Consider the following 19,089-nt stretch of genomic DNA (forward strand, 5'->3'; position numbering starts at 1 on the left):
GCCGGTGTAGACGCGCCGGGCCTCGGCGAACAGGCTCTCGGCGCGGTCGAGCCGGTCGGCGTAGGCGTACGCGCTGCCGAGCATCATCAGCAGCTCCATGCCCCACTCGGGGTCGGTCCAGCCGAGGCCGGGCGCGAGGCGGCCGTTGACGAGGGCGCGGTCGCACATTTCGAGGACCTCGTCGGCGCTCTCCCCGTGGGTCATCGCGTCGAAGCCGCGCAGGATCAGCAGGGCCCGCTCGGCGTTGTCGCGGCCGGTGCAGGTGCTCGCCAGTTCGGCGAGGCGCCGGGAGCGGGCCGGGGAGACGGTCTCGCCGTGGATGCACTCCCACATGAACTGGAACGCCTGGAGCCGCAGCCGGACGGAGCCCGCCTCGTGCCGGGCGGCCTCCGCCTCGACCGTGCGGACGGCCTCCTCCAACTGGTCGTTGTGGAGCAGCGCCTGGGAGAGGCGGACGACGGCGTCGACACGGTCGTCCCCGCCGAGGCCCGGCACGCCGAGCGCGCTCTGGAGATGGTCGATGGTGACCGACGGATTGGTCAGGAGGGTGGCGCAGCCCAGTTCGTAGAGGACGTGCGCGTGCACGTCGGGCAGGGGCGGCTCCGCCAGCGCGCGTTCCAGGCAGCGGCGGGCCGCGTCGGGCGCGCCGACGGCGAGGTGCTCGCGGGCGGCCTCGCGCAGCTGCTCGACGAGTTCCTCGTCCTCGTCCGGGTGCACCTTCAGCAGGTGCCGGGCGGCCTCGGCGGCGCCGCGGCCCAGCTCGGTGATGATCTGCGCGGCGACTCCGTGCATGGCGGTGCACACACCGGGCGGGATGGAGTTGTAGACGGCGGTGGCGATCAGCGGGTGCACGAACTCCAGCTCGCCGTCCGCGCGCTCGGCTCCGTCGGCCGGGTCGGGTTGGGTCAGGATGCGGGCGGTGCAGAGGAGTTCGGCGCAGTGCCGGGCGAGGTCGTCGTCCATGGTGGCGAGGCGGGCGACCATGTCGACGGTGATGCCGGTGCCGAGGATGGCGGCGGCCCAGGCGAACCGGGTGGCCTCCAGGCCGAGGCCCTTGAGCCGGTCGACCAGTCCGCCGCCGCGGGCCGTGCGGTTGAGCGCGCGCAGCTCTCCGGCCTGCGCCTCGACCGGCTGGAGTTCGCTGTCGTGGACCTTGGCGAGGAGTTCGACGGTGTCGTAGGGGTTGCCGCCGGTGACGGCCCAGACCTCGCGGCAGAACGCGTCGTCCGCGTTCCGGCCGAGGGTGGCGCGGGTGAGCCCTGCGGCGGCGTCCGGGGTGAGGGCGCTGAGGTTGTTGACGGGGCGGCCCGCCGCAGCGGCCACCTGGTCGAGGTGGCGGGCGCTCTCCCCCTTGGCCTCGCCGGGACGGCGGGCCACCACGACGAGGACGGAGAGGTCGTCCAGGCGTTCGGCGAACGCGGCGAGCCAGCGCAGGGTCTCCTGGTCGGCCCAGTGCGCGTCGTCGAGGATCAGCACCAGTGGCCATTCGCGGCGGGTGAGCCGACGTACCGCGGCGACGAGTCCGTCGCAGACGTACTGCGGGTCGGCGTTGTCACCCTGCGGATCGGCTATACCGAGGGCGGGGCCGGCGATGTCGTACCAGTCACCGAGGTATTCGCGGGCCTCGTCGGGGAGTAAGGAGAGCAGCGCCGGCTGGAGCAACTGCCGTACGACGTGGAACGGGACGGATTTCAGGGTCTCGGCACCGCGGGCGGACCAGACGACGCAGCCGCGGCGTTCGGCGATCCGGCGGGTCTCGGCGAGCAGCGCGGTCTTGCCGAGACCCGCCTCGCCCCGGAAGACCAGCAGACTGCCCGCGGACGACTGGTCGGCGCACAGAACGTCGAGCGCCTGTACGACGGTGGCGATCTCGGCGTCCCGCTCCCACAGGGGAGCCGAGCCGGCCGCCGACGGCCGTCCCTCCGTCATCCCGTTACCTCCCCAGGTCGCCCGAATGACGTACAGGCCCCGAGCGTAGCCGTCCGGCGGGGCCTGTGGTGGCCGGTCGCGGCAGCTGTTGCCCGCCCGGGTGAAAGAGGGTGCGGGCAGGCGACACCGTCCCCGTCCCGACCAGCGGACGAAGCGTCAACCACGCCCGCCGGGAGCCGCCGGAGAAAGCCGCGGAGGCAGCGGATGCACCGGCGGCAGCGGAGAACGGAGGCCGGTGCGGACCGGCCCGCGCAGAAATCGCGGGCGAAATGTTCCGGTCCGCGTGCTTGGCGGCGGATCCTCTCATCCCGCTTTCACCGTCGCCTCATACGGTGGGGGCATGACGCAGGCGACTCCTCCCGGGTGGTACCCCGACCCCGGGCAGACGAACGACGGTCCGCCCACCGAGCGCTGGTGGGACGGCAAGGCATGGACGGACCAGACCCGCCCCGCCGGCACGGCCGCCGCATGGGGTCCCCCGGTACAGCCCCCGGCGGGCGCCGGGTACGGCGCGTACCCGGGGTATCCGGCTTATCCCGCCCAGCCGCCGGCCCGGTCCCGGCGCGGGCTGCGCACGGGCATAGCCGTCGCGGTGACGGGCGCGGTGCTGGCGAGCATAGCCATCGGCGTGTACGCCCTCACCAAGGACGACGGCGGCAGCGGCGACCGCGCGGGCTCGCAGCAGGGGCCGAGCGGCGGCCGGGGCGGGCCGTCCGGCGGACCCGGCGGCGGCTCGGGCGGGAACGGCGGTTCCGGCGGCTCGGGCGGTTCCGGCGGGACCTCGCCGTCGCCGGGTCCGTCCGAGGCGCCGAAGGTCGAGGGCGGCGGCTCGGTGACGGACCCGGTCAACGGCATCAGCCTGCCGGTGCCCGAGGGCTGGACCGGGCAGGTGATCAGCGTCGGTGCGCAGGTGATCTCCGACGACTCCTACAAGTGCCCGGGCAACGCGGCCCAGACCTGCACCGCGGGCGGCGCCTACACGGCTCCGGCGGAGGCGCTGAACATCAAGGAGACCACGGCCGAGGCGGTCGCCAAGGCGGACATCGCGGCCAATGCCAAGCAGTCGTACGGCGGCACCACCTACGGCAGCATCACCTCGCACCGGGAGCTGGCCTCCGAGCCGGTGACGGTCGCCGGGCAGAAGGGTTATCTGGTGCGCTGGAAGGCGGTCACCAGCAAGGGCGCCGACGGCTATGTGGAGTCGGTCGCGTTCCCGTCGCCCGACGCCGCCGGGCGGATCGTGGTGGTCCGCTTCGGGATGGACGTCGGTCAGAAGCTGTCCGTCATCGACGAGATCCTGAAGGGCATCAAGGTCTCCTCCGGCGGCGGGAACGGGCAGGACGTCTGAGACACGGATCGGCCGGGTGGGATCCCCCTCCGCTCAAGAGGAATCCCACCCGGCCGGGGGGTGCGCGCCGCCCCCGTCCCCACGGTGCGGCGCGGGCAGGTCACCGTTCAGTCATCCCGTGAACGGCGGCCTGGGTCTCAGGTCAGTCCGAGCGCCGGCAGCACGGCGGCCTCCACGAATCCGACGAGGTAGTCCGAGTCGGCGTACTGTCCGCAGAGCACCGGCCGCACGCGCAGCACGCCGAACATCATGGCGGGGACGTACTCGAACGCGGGGTGGCCGGCGCGGACCTCGCCCCGGGCCACGCCCCGGGCGAGCATCTCCTCCAGCGCGGCGATCTCCGGGTCCACCAGCGCCTCGCGCAGTGCCTGGGCCAGCTCCTGGTCCGCGGTCACCGCGTGCCCCAGCGCCTGGAGCAGCCGGGTGTCCTTGGTCGACCAGTCGCCCGCGGCCCGCGCGGCCTGGCGCAGGTCCTCGGCGAGCGAGCCGGTGTCGATGCCGGCGAACCGCACCCGGCGGTTGGCGCGCAGCGCCGCCGCGACGAACTGCGGCTTGGTCTTCCACTGCCGGTAGAGCGTGGACTTGCTGCACCGGGTGCTGGCGGCGACGCCCTCCATGGTGACGGAGTCGTAGCCGCACTCGCGGATCTGTTCCAGCACGGCGTCGAAGAACTCCCGCTCACGCTCCGGCGTGATCTTGGAGCGGCGCGAGGCGACGACCGTCTCCGGTCCGTCCGCGTCCTGCGACGTCATGCGGTGCTTCCCCTCACTCGTGGCCTGTTTCCAGTGTGTCGCACATCAATCGATACGCAAGTGTACCGGTACAGAATCGTATCGGTACACTGGCGTATCGGTACGGCAACGTATCGATGAGTTCCGGTCCCGGTACCGGGGCTCACACGCACCGCGTCACGCACCACCACACGCACCACCGTCAGCGAAGGGGCCGGGGGATGAATGCCCGAACCGAGCCTGCGGAGGCGCAAGCGGAGCCGGAGACTTCGGCACGCCCGCCTCTGATACGTGAGTTTCTGCTGGTCGCCGGGTTGTTCCTGGTGTACAAGCTCGGCCGGCAGCTGGCCACCGGCCACACCGCGGACGCCTTCCACAACGCCCGCCGTGTGTGGCATCTGGAGCGGACCGTGCACCTTCCCCACGAGACCGCCGTGCAGTCCGCACTGCTGCACGGCGACACCCTCGTCCACCTGGCGAACACCTACTACGCGACCGTCCACTTCCCGGCCACGCTCGCCTTCCTGATCTGGCTGTACCTGCGGCGGCCGGCGCACTACGTATGGGCACGGCGGGTCCTCGCCGTCGTCACCACGGCCGCCCTCGTGCTGCCGTTCACCTTCCCGCTCGCGCCGCCGCGGATGCTGAGGGGCACGGGCCTGGTGGACACCGCCCGGGTCTACGGCCCGTCCGTGTACGGCCCGCCGTCCAGCGACCACCTCTCCAACCAGTTCGCGGCGATGCCCTCGCTGCACTTCGGCTGGGCGCTGATGGTGGCGATCGGCCTGATCGCCGCCACCCGGTCCCGGTGGCGCGGGCTGTGGCTGCTGCATCCGCTGATCACCCTCCTGGTGATCGTGGGCACGGCGAACCACTACTGGCTCGACGCGATCGTCGCCACGGCCATGCTCGGCCTCGCCCTCGTGGTCATCCAGCCGCCGGGGCGCACGGTCGGCACGGCAGGGCTGGGCACCAGCGCGCCGCGTACGCGCGAGGTCGTTCTGGTGGGAGCGGGCCGATGAGCGCCGCCGCCCTGGCCGCCCTCGGCCTGTCCCTCGTCTCGGCCGTCGCCTACGCGCTGGCCGCGGTGGCCCAGGAGCGCCTCGCCTCGCGCAGCGCCGGGACCGGCCTGGTGCGGCTGCTGGGCACCGGCGCCTGGTGGTCGGCGGTCGGGCTGAACGCCGCCGCCGCGCTGCTGCACGTCGTCGCCCTGAAGTACGGTCCGCTGACCGTGGTCCAGCCGCTGGGCGCGCTCACCCTGGTCGCGGCCGTTCCGCTGGGCGCGCGGGCGGCCGGGCGGGGGGTGAGCGCGGTGGAGTGGCGCGGTACGGCGCTCACGCTGCTCGGGCTGGCCGCGCTGCTGGTCACCGCCTCCGGTCCGGCGCCCGACCGGGTGCTGTCGCTGACCGAGGCCCTGGCGGTCGCCGGTACGACAGCTGCCGCGATCGGCATGCTGTCCTGGCCCGGCGCCCGGCCGGGCCTCAGGCACGCGACCGCCGCCGGCTTCGCCTCCGGTGTCGCCTCCGCGCTCACCCAGACGGTGACCGTGGCGGCCACGGACCGCTCCGGCCCGGCACTGAGTACCGAGGTGGTCGTGGTCGCCGTGCTCGTCGCCGGGTTCGCCGTCGGCGGACTGCTGTTGTCGCAGACGGCCTACCGCGGCGGCCTCGGCGCCCCGCTGGCCGTGGCCACCCTCGCCAACCCGATGGCCGCCGCGGTGATCGGCCTCACGCTGCTGGGGCAGGGTCTGCAGGGCGGGGTCGGCGGGGTGCTGCTGGCCCTGGCCGGCGCGGGCCTGGCCTCGTGGGGCGTGGTGCTGCTCACCCGGGCGGCCCCCGACCCCGGCCTCGCGGAACAGCCCGTTCCGTCCGAGCTGTCCGTGCCCCGGCAGCCCACGGTGCACGACGAGCTCCATGAGCACGACGAGCACCCGGTGGCGGCCGTACTGACCTTCAAGCCGGTGACGGTGGCGGCCGAAGCGGTGCTGATGCCGCGCAGGCCGGAGCAACCGGGACACCTCACGGCGCTGTGAGCGAAGACGGCGGCGGCCGGTGCGGCGGAGAGATCCGCATGCACCGGCCGCCGTCGCCGTACCGTCGGGGGCCGCTCAGCCCCAGCCGCGCGCGTCCTGCTTGAGGGCGGTGTCGACGGTCAGGGCCGTCGCCACCACGAGGCTCAGCAGCGGCTCGGGCAGCTGGTAGTGGATCTGGAGGACGTAGTTGTCCGCGGTCGTGAACAGCGTCTTGGCGAGACCTTCCCAGGTCTTGGTGATCCGGGCGACCTCGTTGTCCTGGTGGTCGACGATCGCGAAGTTCCAGGCCCGCCAGTTCTCCGCCTTGATCGCGCCGACCTGCTGGCCGTTCGCCATCATCGCGAAGTTGATCTTGCCGATCATGTTCTTCTGGACGATCTCGCCGACCGGCGATCCGTCCGGGCGGGTCACGATCACCCGGGACTTGAAGATCTTCGCGGGCCGGGTCAGCAGCAGCTGCGGCTGGCCGTAGGCGTCGCGGATCTCCAGCTTGTGGGTGAGGAACTGGTCGAGGCTGGAGACGAAGCGCAGGATCTTGCGCAGCACGCCCTGCCCGACCTGGGTGACCGAGCCGATCTCCCGGCCACCCTGATCCATGACCTTGTACTCGTTGGTCAGCTCGATCAGCTTGGCCTTCTGGTTCACGACCAGGACGGGCTCGGTGAAGAGGGTGCCGCCGCCGGGGCCGCCGGCCGCGACGCCGGCCTGCTTCTGTACCTGGCGCTGCACCTTGGCGTCGCCGGTCTGCTGCTGCGGGAATGCGGCCTGCTGGGCAGGGGCCTGCGGCGGAACCTGCCCGGCGGGCTGGTCGGCCGGGTTGGTGTGCTCGGTCCACTGCGCGCCGTCCCAGTAGCGGAGCGTCTGGGCCGCTCCGTGCGGATCCGGGTACCAGCCTGCAGGAGTGTTCGATTGCGTGGTCACCGGGGCACACTACCCTGATGTGACCGGTACCTGACCAGTCCGCACGGAGCGGTGTTCATCGCTCGTTCACCCCGTGACGATCGCCGGGTCGCTGACGCCGGGCAGCCCGTTCTCCACGTGCCCGGCGAAGCCGCGCAGGAAGGCCGGGTCGGCGTCCGAGGTGACGGTCAGGTCGTACCAGCGCTTGCTCCCCGCGAGAGCGATCTTCTGCCTCACGGTCGCACCCGGCCGCACGGTGACCGCGACGGGGCTGCCGCCGTAGCCGTTGACCAGCTTCAGCTTCACCGTGCCGGAGCCCTTGTTGGTGAAGGTGAGTTCGACGTCGTCTCCCACGTGCCGGGCGGTGACCTCCGGGCCGGCGACCTTGTTGCGGCCCCTGAAGACGCGCAGGAAGCCGTTGGGGCCGTGCACGGCGAGGTCGTAGTTGCCGCCGGAGTAGACCGAGTTCCAGGTGTCGGAGAGGGTCTTGCCGGCCTGCGTGGTGTAGGTCCAGGGGCCGTCGGTACGGCTGTTGGACGTGACGAGGAAGGCCGCGCCCGCGTTCGGCCCCGAGGCGAACGTGAGCGTGAACTTGCCGCCCGCGGTGTCCGCGGCCCCGTCCACGACCGGCGCGTACTTCAGCGGGCGGGTGGGCCGGCCACCCGGCTCCTGCTTGGGCAGCGACGGGTTGGCCGGCGGCTTGGGCACGTAGTCCGGGTGCCGCTCGCGGTCCGGCGGCTGGTACCCGGCCGTGGCGGGCAGCGCGACCGGCGCGGTGTCCTGGCGGGAGAAGTCGAACGCGCTGGTCAGGTCGCCGCAGATGGCGCGCCGCCAGGGCGAGATGTTCGGCTCCTGGACACCGAAGCGACGCTCGACGAAGCGGATGATCGAGGTGTGGTCGAGGGTCTCGGAGCAGACGTATCCGCCCTTGCTCCACGGGGAGACGACCAGCATCGGCACCCGCTGGCCGAGGCCGTAGGGGCCGGCGACATGGCCGCTGTCGCCCTTGAACAGGTCCAGCGCCGGGTCGACCGTCGACTTGCCCTGGGCGGCGGCGGCCGGCGGGTAGGGCGGGATCACGTGGTCGAAGAAGCCGTCGTTCTCGTCGTAGGTGATGAACAGCGCGGTCCTTCCCCACACGTCGGGGTTGGCGGTGAGCGCGTCCAGGACCTGGGAGATGTACCAGGCGCCGTAGTTGGCGGGCCAGTTGGGATGCTCGGTGAAGGCCTCGGGGGCGACGATCCAGGAGACCTGGGGCAGCGTTCCGGCCTGGACGTCCGCCTTCAGCCGGTCGAAGAAGCCCTCGCCCTTGCGGGCGTCGGTGCCGGTGCGGGCCTTGTCGTACAGCGGGTCGCCGGGCTGTGCGTTGCGGTACTGGTTGAAGTAGAGCAGCGAGTTGTCGCCGTAGTTGCCGCGGTAGGCGTCGTTGATCCAGCCCCAGGAGCCGTTCGCGTCCAGGCCGTCGCCGACGTCCTGGTAGATCTTCCAGGAGACGCCGGCCCGCTCCAGGCGCTCGGGGTACGTCGTCCAGCCGTAACCGGCCTCGTCGTTGCCGAGGACCGGGCCGCCGCCCTTGCCGTCGTTGCCGGTGTACCCCGTCCACATGTAGTAGCGGTTGGGGTCGGTGGAGCCTATGAGCGAGCAGTGGTAGGCGTCGCAGACGGTGAAGGCGTCCGCGAGCGCGTAGTGGAAGGGGATGTCGTCGCGCGTGAGGTACGCCATCGTGGTCGACGACTTCGCGGGCACCCACTTGTCGTACTTGCCCTTGTTGAAGGCGGTGTGCCCGTCGTTCCAGCCGTGCGGGAGGTCCTGGATGAAGGCCAGGCCCAGGTCGTCGGCGTCCGGGTGGAAGGGCAGGATGTCCTTCGTGCCGTCGGACTGGTTCCAGACGGACCTGCCGTTCTGCGTGACCGGGCGGGGGTCCCCGAAACCGCGGACTCCTCGGAGCGAGCCGAAGTAGTGGTCGAAAGAACGGTTCTCCTGCATCAGGACGACGATGTGCTCCACATCGTCCACTGTTCCGGTGCGGTACTGGGCGGGCAGCGCGGCCGCGCGCTGGATGCTGCTGGACAGCGCGGTGAACGCCGTGGTGGCGCCCGCGAGTTGAAGGAAGCGCCGCCGGTTGACTTCGGGCATGGGTGAGGGTCCTCTCATCCTGACGTACGTCGATGCCGTCAGATGACGGAATCTGCGCGGAGCGAGTGTTCCAAGAGCAGCAAACGTCAGGGAAGGGTCTGGTGGCGCCTGTGTGAAACTCGGCGGTCCGTGCGGTGCGGTGCGCTTGGCGCGAGCGTGGACGCCATGTCATCCACCTGGAGCACCTTGGCCCGTGGGTCGGCCGCCGGTTTCCGCACGAACTCGTCGCACCCCCTCATAGGGCTGGACGTGCCCCGGCCGGGTCGGACCGGGGCACGGACCGGCAGCGGGTTCAGGAGGCCAGGTACATCTCCGCCTCGCTGAACTGCCCGGCCGGCCACCCGGTGTTGGCGCTGACGCTCAGGCGCAGGTAGCGCAGGTTCGTCCCGCTCGGCAGGGACACGGTCGCGGTGGTTTGACGGTGGCCGGGGCGAAGCGGCAGCCCTGGGAGCCCACCACCGTGGAGTAGGCCGAGCCGTCGGTGCTGCCGAGCACGGTGACGGTCTGGGTGCGGGCGCCCCAGGCCAGGCGGGCGGCAGTTTCAGCACCAGGCGGCGCACGGCGTAGGACGAGCCGAGACCGTCCAGGACTGCGGGAAGGCGTTGTCGGCCGATTCCCAGCGAGGCCATGGGTCTCGTGGGCGGGGCCCCGGATCCGCCGACCCGGCGCCGCCGGCGACCTGAACGCCGGCGGTGCCGGGTCAGCTCTCGGTGGCCGGAACGACCGTCAGGTGCGAGGACGTGCCCCGCTGGCGGCGCGGGCGGCGCACCGGGGCGGCGGGCCGGCGCGGGTCTCGCAGCACCAGGGACAGGCGCCGGTAGCCGAGGTCCCGCAGCCGCTGCGGCGTCTCCTCCACGATCCGGCACTCGGTGCGCCCCCGGCGCGGGTCCGGGTGGAGCAGGAGCCGGACCGCGCCGTCGAGGCGGGTCGCGGCCTCGCCCACGGCGCGGATCCAGTGCGGCAGGCCCTGCCGGAAGGCGGCCTCCATGATCGGGTCCTGGGCGATGTCCCGGCGGACCGCCTGGAGGTCGTGGTCGTGTCCGTACCGCTCCAGCGCGGTCCGGAGCTGGACCAGCATCGGCAGGCACCAGCCCGACTCGTGCTCGCCCAGGATCTCGCCGGCGTCCGGGTGGAACAGGACGAACCGGAGGAAGTTCTCGCCCGGCATGGCCGTCGGATGGGGGCGCACACCGCGGAAAAGTGTCTCGAATGCGCTGTTGGCCATGACCACGTTCCAGCGCCGGTCCACGACCAGTGACGGGCAGGTCAGATACTCCAGCAGCGCTCCGTAGTCCTGAAGGTACGCCTGGGTCTCGCAGGTCTCGGGGACGGGCCGCGGTGCCGGCCGCTGCCCTCCTGCCTGATGTGCCATCGGGAGGTCACCCCTCTTGCCTCTGCGGCCTTTCACGCGGCGATGCGATCCTGCTGCCCAGCCAAGAGTCGTGTCAACTATCGTGGCATTTCATGCCGGTTGACGGCTGAAATTCGCCACAGTTGTGGCGACACCTGGATGTGGGTTCGAGACACCCGCTACTCTCCGGGAAGTTCACGGCGCTCGCTCGTGAGAAGCACGGACGCATCTGAAGCCCTCGAGAGACGTAGGAGTTCTGTCGGTGACGGATGGCTACGAGGATCCGGGCGCCTCGGCGACCGCCCAGCTGCCGGCCGTCGTCGCCCGCGTCACCGCGCTCGCCGACCGCCTCGGCGTATCCCATGCCGAGGTCTTCGACGTAGGGCGGCTCTCCATCGCCTGCGGTGTACCGGAGGCGGTGGTCAGAGCCCTGCTCAGCGGTCGGCCCGCCGGCGAGCCGGACGTCCAGGCCCGTTTCCTCCAGCGCCTGGACCTGCTGCGCCGCACCCGGCTGAAGCCGGGCGGACGCCGCTACACCCAGCAGGAGATCGCCGACGGCGCGGGCATGTCCCGGCAGCAGGCCGGGGCCCTGCTCAACGGCGACCGGCGGCCCACCATGGAGCACTGCGACGCCCTGCAGCGCTTCTTCCGGGTGCACGCCGGCTTCCTCACCGCGGAGGACCCCGAAGCGCTGGCGGGCGCGCTCCAGCGCACCGAGCAGGAACTGCTCCAGAAGCTCGCCGACCGGGAGCGGGCCGCCGTCGAGGCCGCCGAGGATCCGCTGGAGCGGCTGCTCCAGGACCACGGAGTGCGCGGAATCGCCTGGCGCGCCGCCCAGTTGCCCACGGACCAGCATCGGGACAAGGTCGCCGAGTGGCTCGACATGCTCCTGGAGAGCGTCAAGCGGCCCGAGGCGTGAGCCAGGGGAGGACTGTGGGCATCGGCAGGGACATGCGCCGGCTGTGCAACGAGCTCGTGGGCGGGCTGGCCCTGCCCGTGCCCTCGCCTCCGGGTGAGCTGTACCGGGCACTGTGCGAGGCGATGAGCCGCCGCCGGGGCCGTCCGGTGCACTTCCGTACGGCCGTCTTCCCGCCCGGCACGGCCAGCGGGCTGTGGCTGGACCTGACCGACCGGGACATCGTGGTCGTGGAGGAACGCACCGCCCCCGACCACCAGTTGGTGATCCTCGGCCACGAGCTGTGGCACATGCAGGCCGACCACTGCGGACACCATGTGGACGGCGTCGGGGCCGCCACGCGGCTGCTGCCCGACGACCTCGACCAGGTGGCGCTCCAGGCGACGGTGCAGCGGGTCGCGGCCCGTACCCGATTCGACCTCGCCGAGGAGCGGGACGCCGAGACCTTCGGTCTGCTGCTCGCCAGCAAGTGCCGTACGTATCTGGCCGGTTCGGCGCTGCGCGGTCCGGTGCAGCGGGACGGTGTGGCCGGCCGTATCGAGGCGTCCCTGGGGTACCCAGGACCGCAGGGCTGACCGGAGCGCCGGGCGGCGGACGCCGGGCGTGCGCGGGGCGGTTTCGCCTCCGCTAAGCGGGCGAACCGGATCGGAGCCGGCGGGCATTGTCAGTGGTGGGCGGCAAGCTGGACATGTGCGCCGCTGAGCGCGTGACCGTGACGCCTACTCGGGGAGAGCCGACCGATGCCCACCGCCGTACTGACCGACCGTGAGCGTACCGCCGTACAGGCCTATCTGCGGCTGCTGCAGACGGTGCGCGCCGCCTTCGACGGTCCACCGGACGACGGCCGGCCGGCCGTCGTCCCGCCCGCCGTGCTGGCCGAGGCGGACCGGGCACTGGCCCGGGCGGGCCTCGCGGGCAACGAGGAGGAGTTCTTCCGGCTCCTCCGCCACTGGTGCCCACCCGCCTGACGAGGCGAACGCCTCCGCCCGCCGCCGTCACCCGGCCGACGGAACGGCCCACCACCGCCGCCGTCACCGACGGACCGCGCGACGGCGCCGGCGTACGCCGGCTGCGAGCCGCGGTTGCCCACCGGCTCCGCCCGTGCGCCGACCGGGCCTGCCGTCAGGAGGCCGGTGCGGGCGCGGGTGAGTGGGGTATGACGACGGAGCTGGCCACCACGCCGGCGCGTACCGTCCAGCGGCCCTCGAAGACCTGGAGCCGGTGGCCGGCGACCAGGGGGCCGGGGACGAGGAGTTCGGCGCGCAGAGTGCCGTGCGGTTCGCCGTCGGCGTGCGGGTACAGGGTGATGTCGGCCTCGGAGAAGTCCAGCCACTTGCGGGTGAGGGGGAACCACGCCTTGTAGACGGACTCCTTGGCGCTGAACAGGATCCGGTCCCAGTGCACGGCGGGCCACCGCGCGGCCAGCCGGTCGAGCCGCTCGGTCTCGGCGGGCAGGAAGACGGACGGACCGACGCCCTCCGGGAGCGGCCCGTGCGGTTCGGCGTCGATGCCGAGGGAGACGAGGTCGGCGGCGCGGACCAGTGCGGCGGCGCAGTAGCCGTCGCAATGGGTCATGCTGCCGACCAGCCCGGCCGGCCAGCGCGGCGCGCCCCGCTCACCGCTGACCACGGCCTGCGGCGGCACGCCGAGCTTCTCCATGGCGCGCCGGGCGCAGCCGCGTACGGCGGCGAACTCGCGGCGCCGCTTGGCCACCGCGCGCACGACGAGCGCCGCCTCCTCCGGGTAGAGCGGGGCGTCCCACAGCGGGTCGTCAGCGTGCGCCTCCACGGCCACGACCGACTCCGGGAGCAGCTCCTCGATCACCTGCTTCGACCTCCATCGGCAGAATGCGGCGCAGCCTGCCCGGGGGTTCCGGGCGCTTGCTCCACTCGCGGGGGTATCCCACGGAGACCTCCATGAAGCGGACTCCGTCGTGCCAGGTGGTGCGGGGGATGTGCAGATGGCCGTAGACCATCGTGGCCACCCGGAACCGGCGGTGCCAGTCGGCGGTCAGCGTGGTGCCGCACCACATGGCGAACTCGGGGTGCCACAGGATCTCGGTGGGGTGCCGGTCCAGCGGGTAGTGGCCGGCCAGCACGGTCGGGAGGTCCGTGGGCAGCTCGGCGAGCCTGCGCTCGGTCTCGGCGACCCGCGCCCGGCACCATGCCTCACGGGTCGGGTAGGGGTCGGGGTGCAGCAGGTACTCGTCGTTGCAGACGATGCCCGTGCTCTCCGCGTAGGCCAGGCCCTGCGCCTTGGTGGCGCAGCCGGCCGGCAGGTACGAGTAGTCGTACAGCAGGAACAGCGGGGCGACGACGGCCGGGCCGCCGGGGCCGTCCCAGACCGGGTAGGGGTCCTCGGGGGTGACGACTCCCAGCTCCCGGCACACCTCGACCAGATGCTCGTAGCGGGCGACGCCGCGCAGGGTGACCGGGTCGCTCGGGTGGGTCCACAGCTCATGGTTGCCGGGCGCCCACAGCACCTTGCGGAATCGGCTCGCGAGGGTGCCGAGGGCCCAGCGGATGTCGGCGACGGTCTCCCCGACGTCACCGGCGACGATGAGCCAGTCGTCCTCGCTCTCGGGCCGCATGCCCTCGACCAGGGCGCGGTTCTCCGGATAGCTGATGTGCAGGTCACTGATGGCCAGCAGCTGTCCGGCCCCGGCCGTCGACTCCACCCCGCGCACCCCTTTCCGATCATCCGATGGCACCACGAGAACACATGCACCCGTCCCGGGACAAGAGCAACCTGGCCGAGTGTCAGCTTCCGGCCGAAATACGGGCGCCGGGGGCGCCGCGGTCCTCACCCCGGGGTCGGACGCGGACGCCGCCGCCCCCGTCTCCGCCGGTCCGGCTCTGCGCGGGCCGCCGCGGCGGGGCCGTGCCCGGAGGTCCGGGGACAGGGCAGGGGGTCCGGGACAGGGCTCGGTCCGGGACAGGGCGAGGTCCACGAATCCGTAACACACGCGTTGCACGAGCGGGCTCTTGAAAGCCGTATGATCGCCCCACCACCGAGGCCCTCAACTTCCCTTTCGACAGGGCTGTTTGGTGATCCTTCCTTCCTCCTGCCCGGGCACGGGCCGCTCCGCCCTGCCCGCACACCCCGAAAGGCGGCCTGCATGCTCTCTCGCGTACGCGTCTGGCTCAACCGCACGTACGCGGAGAACGTGTTCTTCATGGATCAGCTGCGGAGAAATCCCAGCGATCGCGCGGTGGAGATCCATGCCACGCACGGCGACCCCGACTCCCCCGTGCTGGCCGCCGCCGACACCGCCGAGCTGGAACCGGAGGGCCTGTCCCCGGCCGGGTACGTCGAGTACGCCCTCGACCAGTGCGCCCGGCGCGGTATCGACGTGTTCGTGCCCCGGCTGCATCAGGCCGCGATCGTGGCGCACCGGGCCGAGTTCGCGGCGGCCGGTACGGCGCTGCTGGCGCCGACGCCCGAGGCGGTCGCCGTGTTCGAGGACAAGGCGACCGCGTACGCGGCGGTCGGCTCGGTGGGCGTCCCGGTGCCGCCGTGGCGGCGGGTGCGGACGGCGGACGAACTCGTCGTCGCCGTGGAGGAACTGGAGGCGGCCGGGCACCGGGCGTGCTTCAAGCCGGCCGCCGGCGCGGGCGGGGTGGGCTTCCGGGTGATCACCCGGGCCCCCTTCTCGCTCATGCACCTGAACGGCTTCCCGGGCCCGCACGTCCAGCTGGACCTGGTGGTCGACGCCCTGGAGCGGGCCGAGGAGCCCGTGGACTGGCTGGTGATGCCGCGCCTGGAGCAGCCCGAGGTGTCCGTCGACTGCCTGACCGGGCCGGACAACCGGGTACGGCTCGCGGTGGGCCGTACCAAGAACGGCCGGCGCCGCGGCTTCACCCTGGACGAGCGGTGGCTGGAACCGGCCCGGCTGATCGCGGAGGGCTTCGGGCTGCACCATCTGTCCAACATCCAGTTCCGGATGCTCGGTGACCGCCCGGTCCTGCTGGACGTCAACACGAGGCCCGCCGGCGGCCTGCATCAGCTGTCGCTCTGTGGGGTGAACGTGCCGTGGGCCGCCGTGCAGTTGGCGCTGGGCGAGGACCCCGGGGTGATCGAACCGCCGTTCCTGGGCCAGGACTACACGGTGGTGTCGGGGCCGCGCCCGCTGGCGCCTGCGGCGCTTCCGCGGCAGCGGGTGGAACCGGCCGGGGTTCTGCTGCCGGCCGTGCCGGCGCCTGCGCACACCGCTTCGGCGGGTGAGGTGCTGCCGCTCTAGGACGCCGGCCGCGGGTACGTTGTGGCCGGCGCGCAGTGGTCCGCGCTCCCTTCGGGGCGCGGACCGATTCCGTTCGCCTTCTTGACAGGAAGATTGGTCCATACCAAATTCGTTGGCGCACCAGATTCCGCACTCCCCTGCACTCCCGAACACCCCATCCCCACAGGGAGATCGCGTGCGCGACACACTCGGGCGTTCCAGACGCCGGCTTCTCGCTCTGCTCGGCTCCGCCGCTCTCGCCCTCGGCGGGGCCGTCGCCCTTCCCGGCCCGGCCCACGCGGCCGACGTCCTGGCCAATCCCGGCTTCGAGTCGGGCAGTCTCTCCCCCTGGACCTGCACCGGCAACCTCGGCTCGGTCGTCTCCTCCCCCGTGCACAGCGGCGGCAAGGCGCTCCAGGGCGCGGTGACGTCGAGCGACAACGCGCAGTGCAGCCAGACGGTCGCCGTCCAGCCGAACACGACGTACACCCTGGGCGGCTGGGTGCGCGGCAGTTACGTGTACCTCGGCGTCAACGGCGGCACCTCCACCTGGACCTCGTCCCCGTCGGCGTACAGCCGGCTCAGCCTCTCCTTCACCACCGGCGCATCGCAGACCAGCGCCACCATCTATGTGCACGGCTGGTACGCCCAGGGCACCTACTACGCCGACGACATCAGCCTGGACGGCCCCGACGGCGGAGGCGGCGGTGACACCCAGGCGCCGACCGCGCCCAGCGGGCTCACCTCCACCGGCAAGACGTCGTCGAGCGTGTCGCTGAAGTGGAACGCCGCCACGGACGACGTGGGCGTGACGGCGTACGACATCTGGAGCGGCGCCAACCAGCTCCTCAGCGTCTCCGGTACGTCCGCCACGGTCAGCGGGCTGTCGCCGAGCACGAGTTACACCTTCACGGTGAAGGCGCGGGACGCAGCCGGCAACACCTCGCCCGCCTCCAACTCGGTGACCGTCACGACCGACGCGGGCAGCGGCGGCGGCACCGGCTTCAAGCAGGCCGCGCCCTACCTGTACGAGGGCTGGGGCGACCCGCCCAATCCGGTGACGGTGATGAGCGCGACCGGGACCAAGTGGTTCACGATGGCGTTCGTGCTGGACTCCGGCGGCTGCACCCCGGCCTGGGACGGCAGCCGGGCGCTCACCGGCGGTGTGGACCAGACGGCGATCAACCAGATCCGGTCCGCGGGCGGCGACATCGTCCCGTCGTTCGGCGGCTGGCAGGGCAGCAAGCTCGGCGCCAACTGCTCCTCCGCGAGCGCGCTCGCGGGGGCGATCCAGAAGGTGGTCGACGCCTATGGCCTGAAGGCCATCGACTTCGACATCGAGAACACGGACGAGTTCGAGAACGAGGCCGTACAGGCGAGGATCCTCACCGCGCTGAAGACCGTCAAGGCCGGCAACCCGGGCCTGAAGACGATCGTCACGTTCGGCACGTCCACCACCGGGCCGACGTACTACGGCAACCGGCTCATCGAGCAGGCGCAGTCGCTCGGCGCGAACATCGACGTGTTCACCATCATGCCGTTCGACTTCGGCGGCGGCTCGGACATGTACGGCAACACCGTGAACGCGACGGAGGGGCTGAAGAACAAGCTGAAGTCCACCTTCGGCTGGGACGACGCGACCGCCTACGCGCACATCGGCATCTCCGGCATGAACGGCCTGTCCGACCAGCAGGAGACGACCTCTCCGGCGATCTGGACCCAGATCCGCGAGTGGGCGAACTCCCACCACATCGCGCGGCTCGCGTTCTGGTCGGTCAACCGCGACCGGCCCTGCCCGGGCGGCGGTGTCGCCGAGAACTGCTCCGGCATCAGCCAGAGCAACTGGCAGTTCACCGCAATCACGGCCGGCTTCACCGGCTGAGGTCCCGGTCGGGTACGGCGGAGGGCCGCTCGGCCAAGCGGCCCTCCGCGCTCACGTCAGGTAGGCCAGGCCCGGATGGACCTCGGTGTAGCGCTCGACCAGCCTGCGGGCGACGGTGACCGAGTCGACCAGCGGATGCAGCGCGAAGGCTTTCACGGCGGCCGCCCGGGAACCGGAGTCGGCGGCGGCGAGCACCTCCCGCTCGACGGCCTTGACCGAGCAGACCAGGCCGGTGGCGTGGCCGGGCAGCGGACCGGTGGCGAGCGGGTGGGCGCCGCTCGCGCCGACCAGGCACGGGACCTCGATGACCGCCTCGGCGTCCAGGACGGACAGCGTGGAGCGGTTGCGGACGTTGAGGATCAGGGTGGTGCGTTCGTCCCGGGCGATGGCCCGCATCAGGGCGAGGGCGACCTTCTCGTACCCGCCGGACAGGTCGTCGGCCTCGCGTTCGCCGGCGCCGGCGCTCTCCCGGTTCTCGGCCATGTAGGTCGCCTCGCGTTCGGCGCGCGTGCGGTCCCAGGCGGCCAGGGCGGAGACGCCGGGGTCGCTCGCCTCCTCGTAGAACCGGGCCTGCTGCTCGCGCAGGAAGGCGCCGCGGGTCCGCCCGGCCTCCTGGTACGCGCGGACGGTCTCCCGGTTGAAGTAGTAGTAGTGCAGGTACTCGTTGGGAATCGCGCCGAGCGACCGCAGCCAGTCGGCGCCGAAGAGCTTTCCCTCCTCGAAGGAGCCGAGCAGCGCCGGGTCGGCGAGCAGGCGCGGGAGCTGGTCGCGTCCGGCGACGCGCAGGGCCCGCACCCAGCCGAGGTGGTTGAGGCCGACGTAGTCGATGAAGGCTTCCTGCGGGTCGGCGCCGAGGACGCGGGCGATACGGCGGCCCAGGCCGACCGGCGAGTCACAGATGCCGATGACGCGGTCGCCGAGGTGGCGGGCCATGGCCTCGGTGACCAGGCCGGCCGGGTTGGTGAAGTTGATGACCCACGCGTCCGGGGCCAGGCGGGCCACACGCCGGGCGATGTAGAGGGCGACGGGCACTGTGCGCAGACCGTAGGCGATGCCGCCCGCGCCGACGGTCTCCTGGCCCAGCACCCCTTCCGCGAGCGCGACCCGTTCGTCGTTCGCCCGGCCTTCCAGGCCGCCGACACGGATCGCGGAGAAGACGAAGTCGGCGCCGAGCAGGGCCTGGTCGAGATCCGTGGTGGCGGTCACCCGGGGCGCGTCCGGGACACCGGCGGCCTGCTCCACCAGGACACGGGTCACCGCACGCAGCCGGCGGTCGTCCAGGTCGTGCAGCACGACCTCGGTGACCCGCCCCTCGGCATGGTCGGTGAGCAGCGCACCGTAGACCAGCGGCACCCGGAACCCGCCACCGCCCAGAATCGTCAGTCTCACGTCCGCACCCTTCCTCACGCTGCATCCTTCTTCGCGGATCCCCGCCGTGCCCGCGCCCGTGCCCGGCTCCCGGCGGAGTCGGCGATCGGTACCACCTTGTCATCCGCCGTGACCACGGCCCGCCCGGCCGGCACGTGCACCACGGTCGTGTCCCCTGGCGCAGCGACCGCCCCTGCACGGAGCCACTGCGCGGAACCACCGGGCGGCCATCGAGTCCACGCCGGGTCTTCCGGACGGCGTCATCCGGGAGTTCGGG

16 protein-coding genes and 1 pseudogene are annotated in these 19,089 nt (G+C 72.3%); 8 read left to right on the forward strand and 9 right to left on the reverse strand.

Features of this window, described 5'->3' with window-relative positions; translation table 11 throughout:
* A partial coding sequence (locus ACZ7DL_RS37855) for an ATP-binding protein (RefSeq protein WP_470781458.1) occupies window positions 1–1,929 on the reverse strand: 1,929 nt, incomplete at its 3' end.
* Window positions 1,930–2,269: 340 nt separating this feature from the next.
* Here ACZ7DL_RS37855 and ACZ7DL_RS37860 point away from each other — a divergent pair.
* On the forward strand, window positions 2,270–3,277 hold the full coding sequence (locus ACZ7DL_RS37860; protein ID WP_470781460.1) for a DUF2510 domain-containing protein: 1,008 nt from the start codon (window positions 2,270–2,272) through the stop codon (window positions 3,275–3,277).
* A gap of 137 nt (window positions 3,278–3,414) precedes the next feature.
* On the opposite strand, the gene ACZ7DL_RS37865 is transcribed toward ACZ7DL_RS37860, so the two are convergent.
* Window positions 3,415–4,029 carry a TetR/AcrR family transcriptional regulator gene (locus ACZ7DL_RS37865; RefSeq protein ID WP_470781462.1) on the reverse strand — a complete coding sequence of 205 codons (615 nt, stop codon included), beginning with the start codon at window positions 4,027–4,029 and terminating at the stop codon, window positions 3,415–3,417.
* 200 nt (window positions 4,030–4,229) lie between these two features.
* On the opposite strand from ACZ7DL_RS37865, the gene ACZ7DL_RS37870 reads away from it, so the two are divergent.
* Both ACZ7DL_RS37870 and ACZ7DL_RS37875 read left to right on the forward strand, forming a co-directional pair.
* Window positions 4,230–5,030, forward strand: coding sequence for a phosphatase PAP2 family protein (locus tag ACZ7DL_RS37870; RefSeq protein WP_470781464.1), 801 nt, complete (start codon window positions 4,230–4,232; stop codon window positions 5,028–5,030).
* Window positions 5,027–6,040 (forward strand): hypothetical protein, encoded by a 1,014-nt coding sequence (locus ACZ7DL_RS37875; RefSeq protein ID WP_470781466.1) that lies wholly within the window; start codon window positions 5,027–5,029, stop codon window positions 6,038–6,040. The genes ACZ7DL_RS37870 and ACZ7DL_RS37875 overlap by 4 nt, the downstream gene beginning before the upstream one ends.
* Before the next feature lie 75 nt (window positions 6,041–6,115).
* On the opposite strand, the gene ACZ7DL_RS37880 is transcribed toward ACZ7DL_RS37875, so the two are convergent.
* The 4 genes and pseudogenes from ACZ7DL_RS37880 to ACZ7DL_RS37895 form a co-directional block, all read right to left on the reverse strand.
* Window positions 6,116–6,961, reverse strand: a complete 846-nt coding sequence (locus tag ACZ7DL_RS37880) for an LURP-one-related family protein (protein WP_470781468.1) — start codon at window positions 6,959–6,961, stop codon at window positions 6,116–6,118.
* A gap of 66 nt (window positions 6,962–7,027) precedes the next feature.
* Entirely contained in the window at window positions 7,028–9,076 is a 2,049-nt protein-coding gene (locus ACZ7DL_RS37885; protein WP_470781470.1) for a phosphocholine-specific phospholipase C, read from the reverse strand.
* A 292-nt stretch (window positions 9,077–9,368) separates the two neighbouring features.
* Window positions 9,369–9,695: pseudogene (locus ACZ7DL_RS37890) on the reverse strand (galactose-binding domain-containing protein); the annotation flags it as partial.
* Window positions 9,696–9,776: 81 nt separating this feature from the next.
* Complete coding sequence (locus tag ACZ7DL_RS37895) at window positions 9,777–10,448, reverse strand: MmyB family transcriptional regulator (RefSeq protein ID WP_470781472.1); 672 nt, start codon at window positions 10,446–10,448, stop codon at window positions 9,777–9,779.
* Between the two features lie 241 nt (window positions 10,449–10,689).
* Between ACZ7DL_RS37895 and ACZ7DL_RS37900 the strand changes: the two genes are divergently transcribed.
* The 3 genes from ACZ7DL_RS37900 (at window position 10,690) to ACZ7DL_RS37910 (ending at window position 12,311) form a co-directional block, all read left to right on the forward strand.
* Window positions 10,690–11,346: a helix-turn-helix domain-containing protein gene (locus ACZ7DL_RS37900; protein WP_470781474.1), complete on the forward strand. Its 657-nt coding sequence runs from the start codon at window positions 10,690–10,692 to the stop codon at window positions 11,344–11,346.
* Window positions 11,347–11,378: 32 nt separating this feature from the next.
* On the forward strand, window positions 11,379–11,918 hold the full coding sequence (locus ACZ7DL_RS37905; RefSeq protein WP_470781502.1) for a toxin-antitoxin system, toxin component: 540 nt from the start codon (window positions 11,379–11,381) through the stop codon (window positions 11,916–11,918).
* A gap of 165 nt (window positions 11,919–12,083) precedes the next feature.
* A complete protein-coding gene (locus tag ACZ7DL_RS37910; RefSeq protein WP_470781476.1) occupies window positions 12,084–12,311 on the forward strand; it encodes a hypothetical protein in 228 nt (75 codons plus the stop codon).
* Window positions 12,312–12,465: 154 nt separating this feature from the next.
* Here ACZ7DL_RS37910 and ACZ7DL_RS37915 read toward each other — a convergent pair whose 3' ends face one another.
* Together ACZ7DL_RS37915 and ACZ7DL_RS37920 are read right to left on the reverse strand one after the other, a co-directional pair.
* A complete protein-coding gene (locus ACZ7DL_RS37915; protein ID WP_470781478.1) occupies window positions 12,466–13,167 on the reverse strand; it encodes a 4'-phosphopantetheinyl transferase family protein in 702 nt (233 codons plus the stop codon).
* On the reverse strand, window positions 13,115–14,020 hold the full coding sequence (locus tag ACZ7DL_RS37920) for a metallophosphoesterase family protein (RefSeq protein ID WP_470781480.1): 906 nt from the start codon (window positions 14,018–14,020) through the stop codon (window positions 13,115–13,117). Before ACZ7DL_RS37920 ends, ACZ7DL_RS37915 begins: the two co-directional genes overlap by 53 nt.
* 441 nt (window positions 14,021–14,461) lie before the next feature.
* Here ACZ7DL_RS37920 and ACZ7DL_RS37925 point away from each other — a divergent pair, with 441 nt between their 5' ends.
* Window positions 14,462–15,583 (forward strand): ATP-grasp domain-containing protein, encoded by a 1,122-nt coding sequence (locus ACZ7DL_RS37925; RefSeq protein ID WP_470781482.1) that lies wholly within the window; start codon window positions 14,462–14,464, stop codon window positions 15,581–15,583.
* A gap of 175 nt (window positions 15,584–15,758) precedes the next feature.
* A complete protein-coding gene (locus ACZ7DL_RS37930; RefSeq protein WP_470781484.1) occupies window positions 15,759–17,444 on the forward strand; it encodes a carbohydrate binding domain-containing protein in 1,686 nt (561 codons plus the stop codon).
* A gap of 51 nt (window positions 17,445–17,495) precedes the next feature.
* Here the strand turns inward: ACZ7DL_RS37930 and ACZ7DL_RS37935 are convergent, their stop codons facing one another.
* The gene (locus ACZ7DL_RS37935) at window positions 17,496–18,833 is read right to left on the reverse strand and encodes a 6-phospho-beta-glucosidase (RefSeq protein ID WP_470781486.1); all 1,338 of its coding nucleotides are present in this window, start codon (window positions 18,831–18,833) and stop codon (window positions 17,496–17,498) included.
* Between the last annotated feature and the right edge of the window lie 256 nt (window positions 18,834–19,089).

This window comes from Streptomyces sp. NPDC036984, from assembly GCF_055607665.1.

Bases quoted from the DNA above. Each gene is read 5' to 3' on its own strand.
- ACZ7DL_RS37860 (WP_470781460.1), top strand. From the start codon at position 2,270: ATGACGCAGGCGACTCCTCCCGGGTGGTACCCCGACCCCGGGCAGACG.
- ACZ7DL_RS37865 (WP_470781462.1), bottom strand. From the start codon at position 4,029: ATGACGTCGCAGGACGCGGACGGACCGGAGACGGTCGTCGCCTCGCGC.
- ACZ7DL_RS37870 (WP_470781464.1), top strand. From the start codon at position 4,230: ATGAATGCCCGAACCGAGCCTGCGGAGGCGCAAGCGGAGCCGGAGACT.
- ACZ7DL_RS37875 (WP_470781466.1), top strand. From the start codon at position 5,027: ATGAGCGCCGCCGCCCTGGCCGCCCTCGGCCTGTCCCTCGTCTCGGCC.
- ACZ7DL_RS37885 (WP_470781470.1), bottom strand. From the start codon at position 9,076: ATGCCCGAAGTCAACCGGCGGCGCTTCCTTCAACTCGCGGGCGCCACC.
- ACZ7DL_RS37895 (WP_470781472.1), bottom strand. From the start codon at position 10,448: ATGGCACATCAGGCAGGAGGGCAGCGGCCGGCACCGCGGCCCGTCCCC.
- ACZ7DL_RS37905 (WP_470781502.1), top strand. From the start codon at position 11,379: ATGCGCCGGCTGTGCAACGAGCTCGTGGGCGGGCTGGCCCTGCCCGTG.
- ACZ7DL_RS37910 (WP_470781476.1), top strand. From the start codon at position 12,084: ATGCCCACCGCCGTACTGACCGACCGTGAGCGTACCGCCGTACAGGCC.
- ACZ7DL_RS37925 (WP_470781482.1), top strand. From the start codon at position 14,462: ATGCTCTCTCGCGTACGCGTCTGGCTCAACCGCACGTACGCGGAGAAC.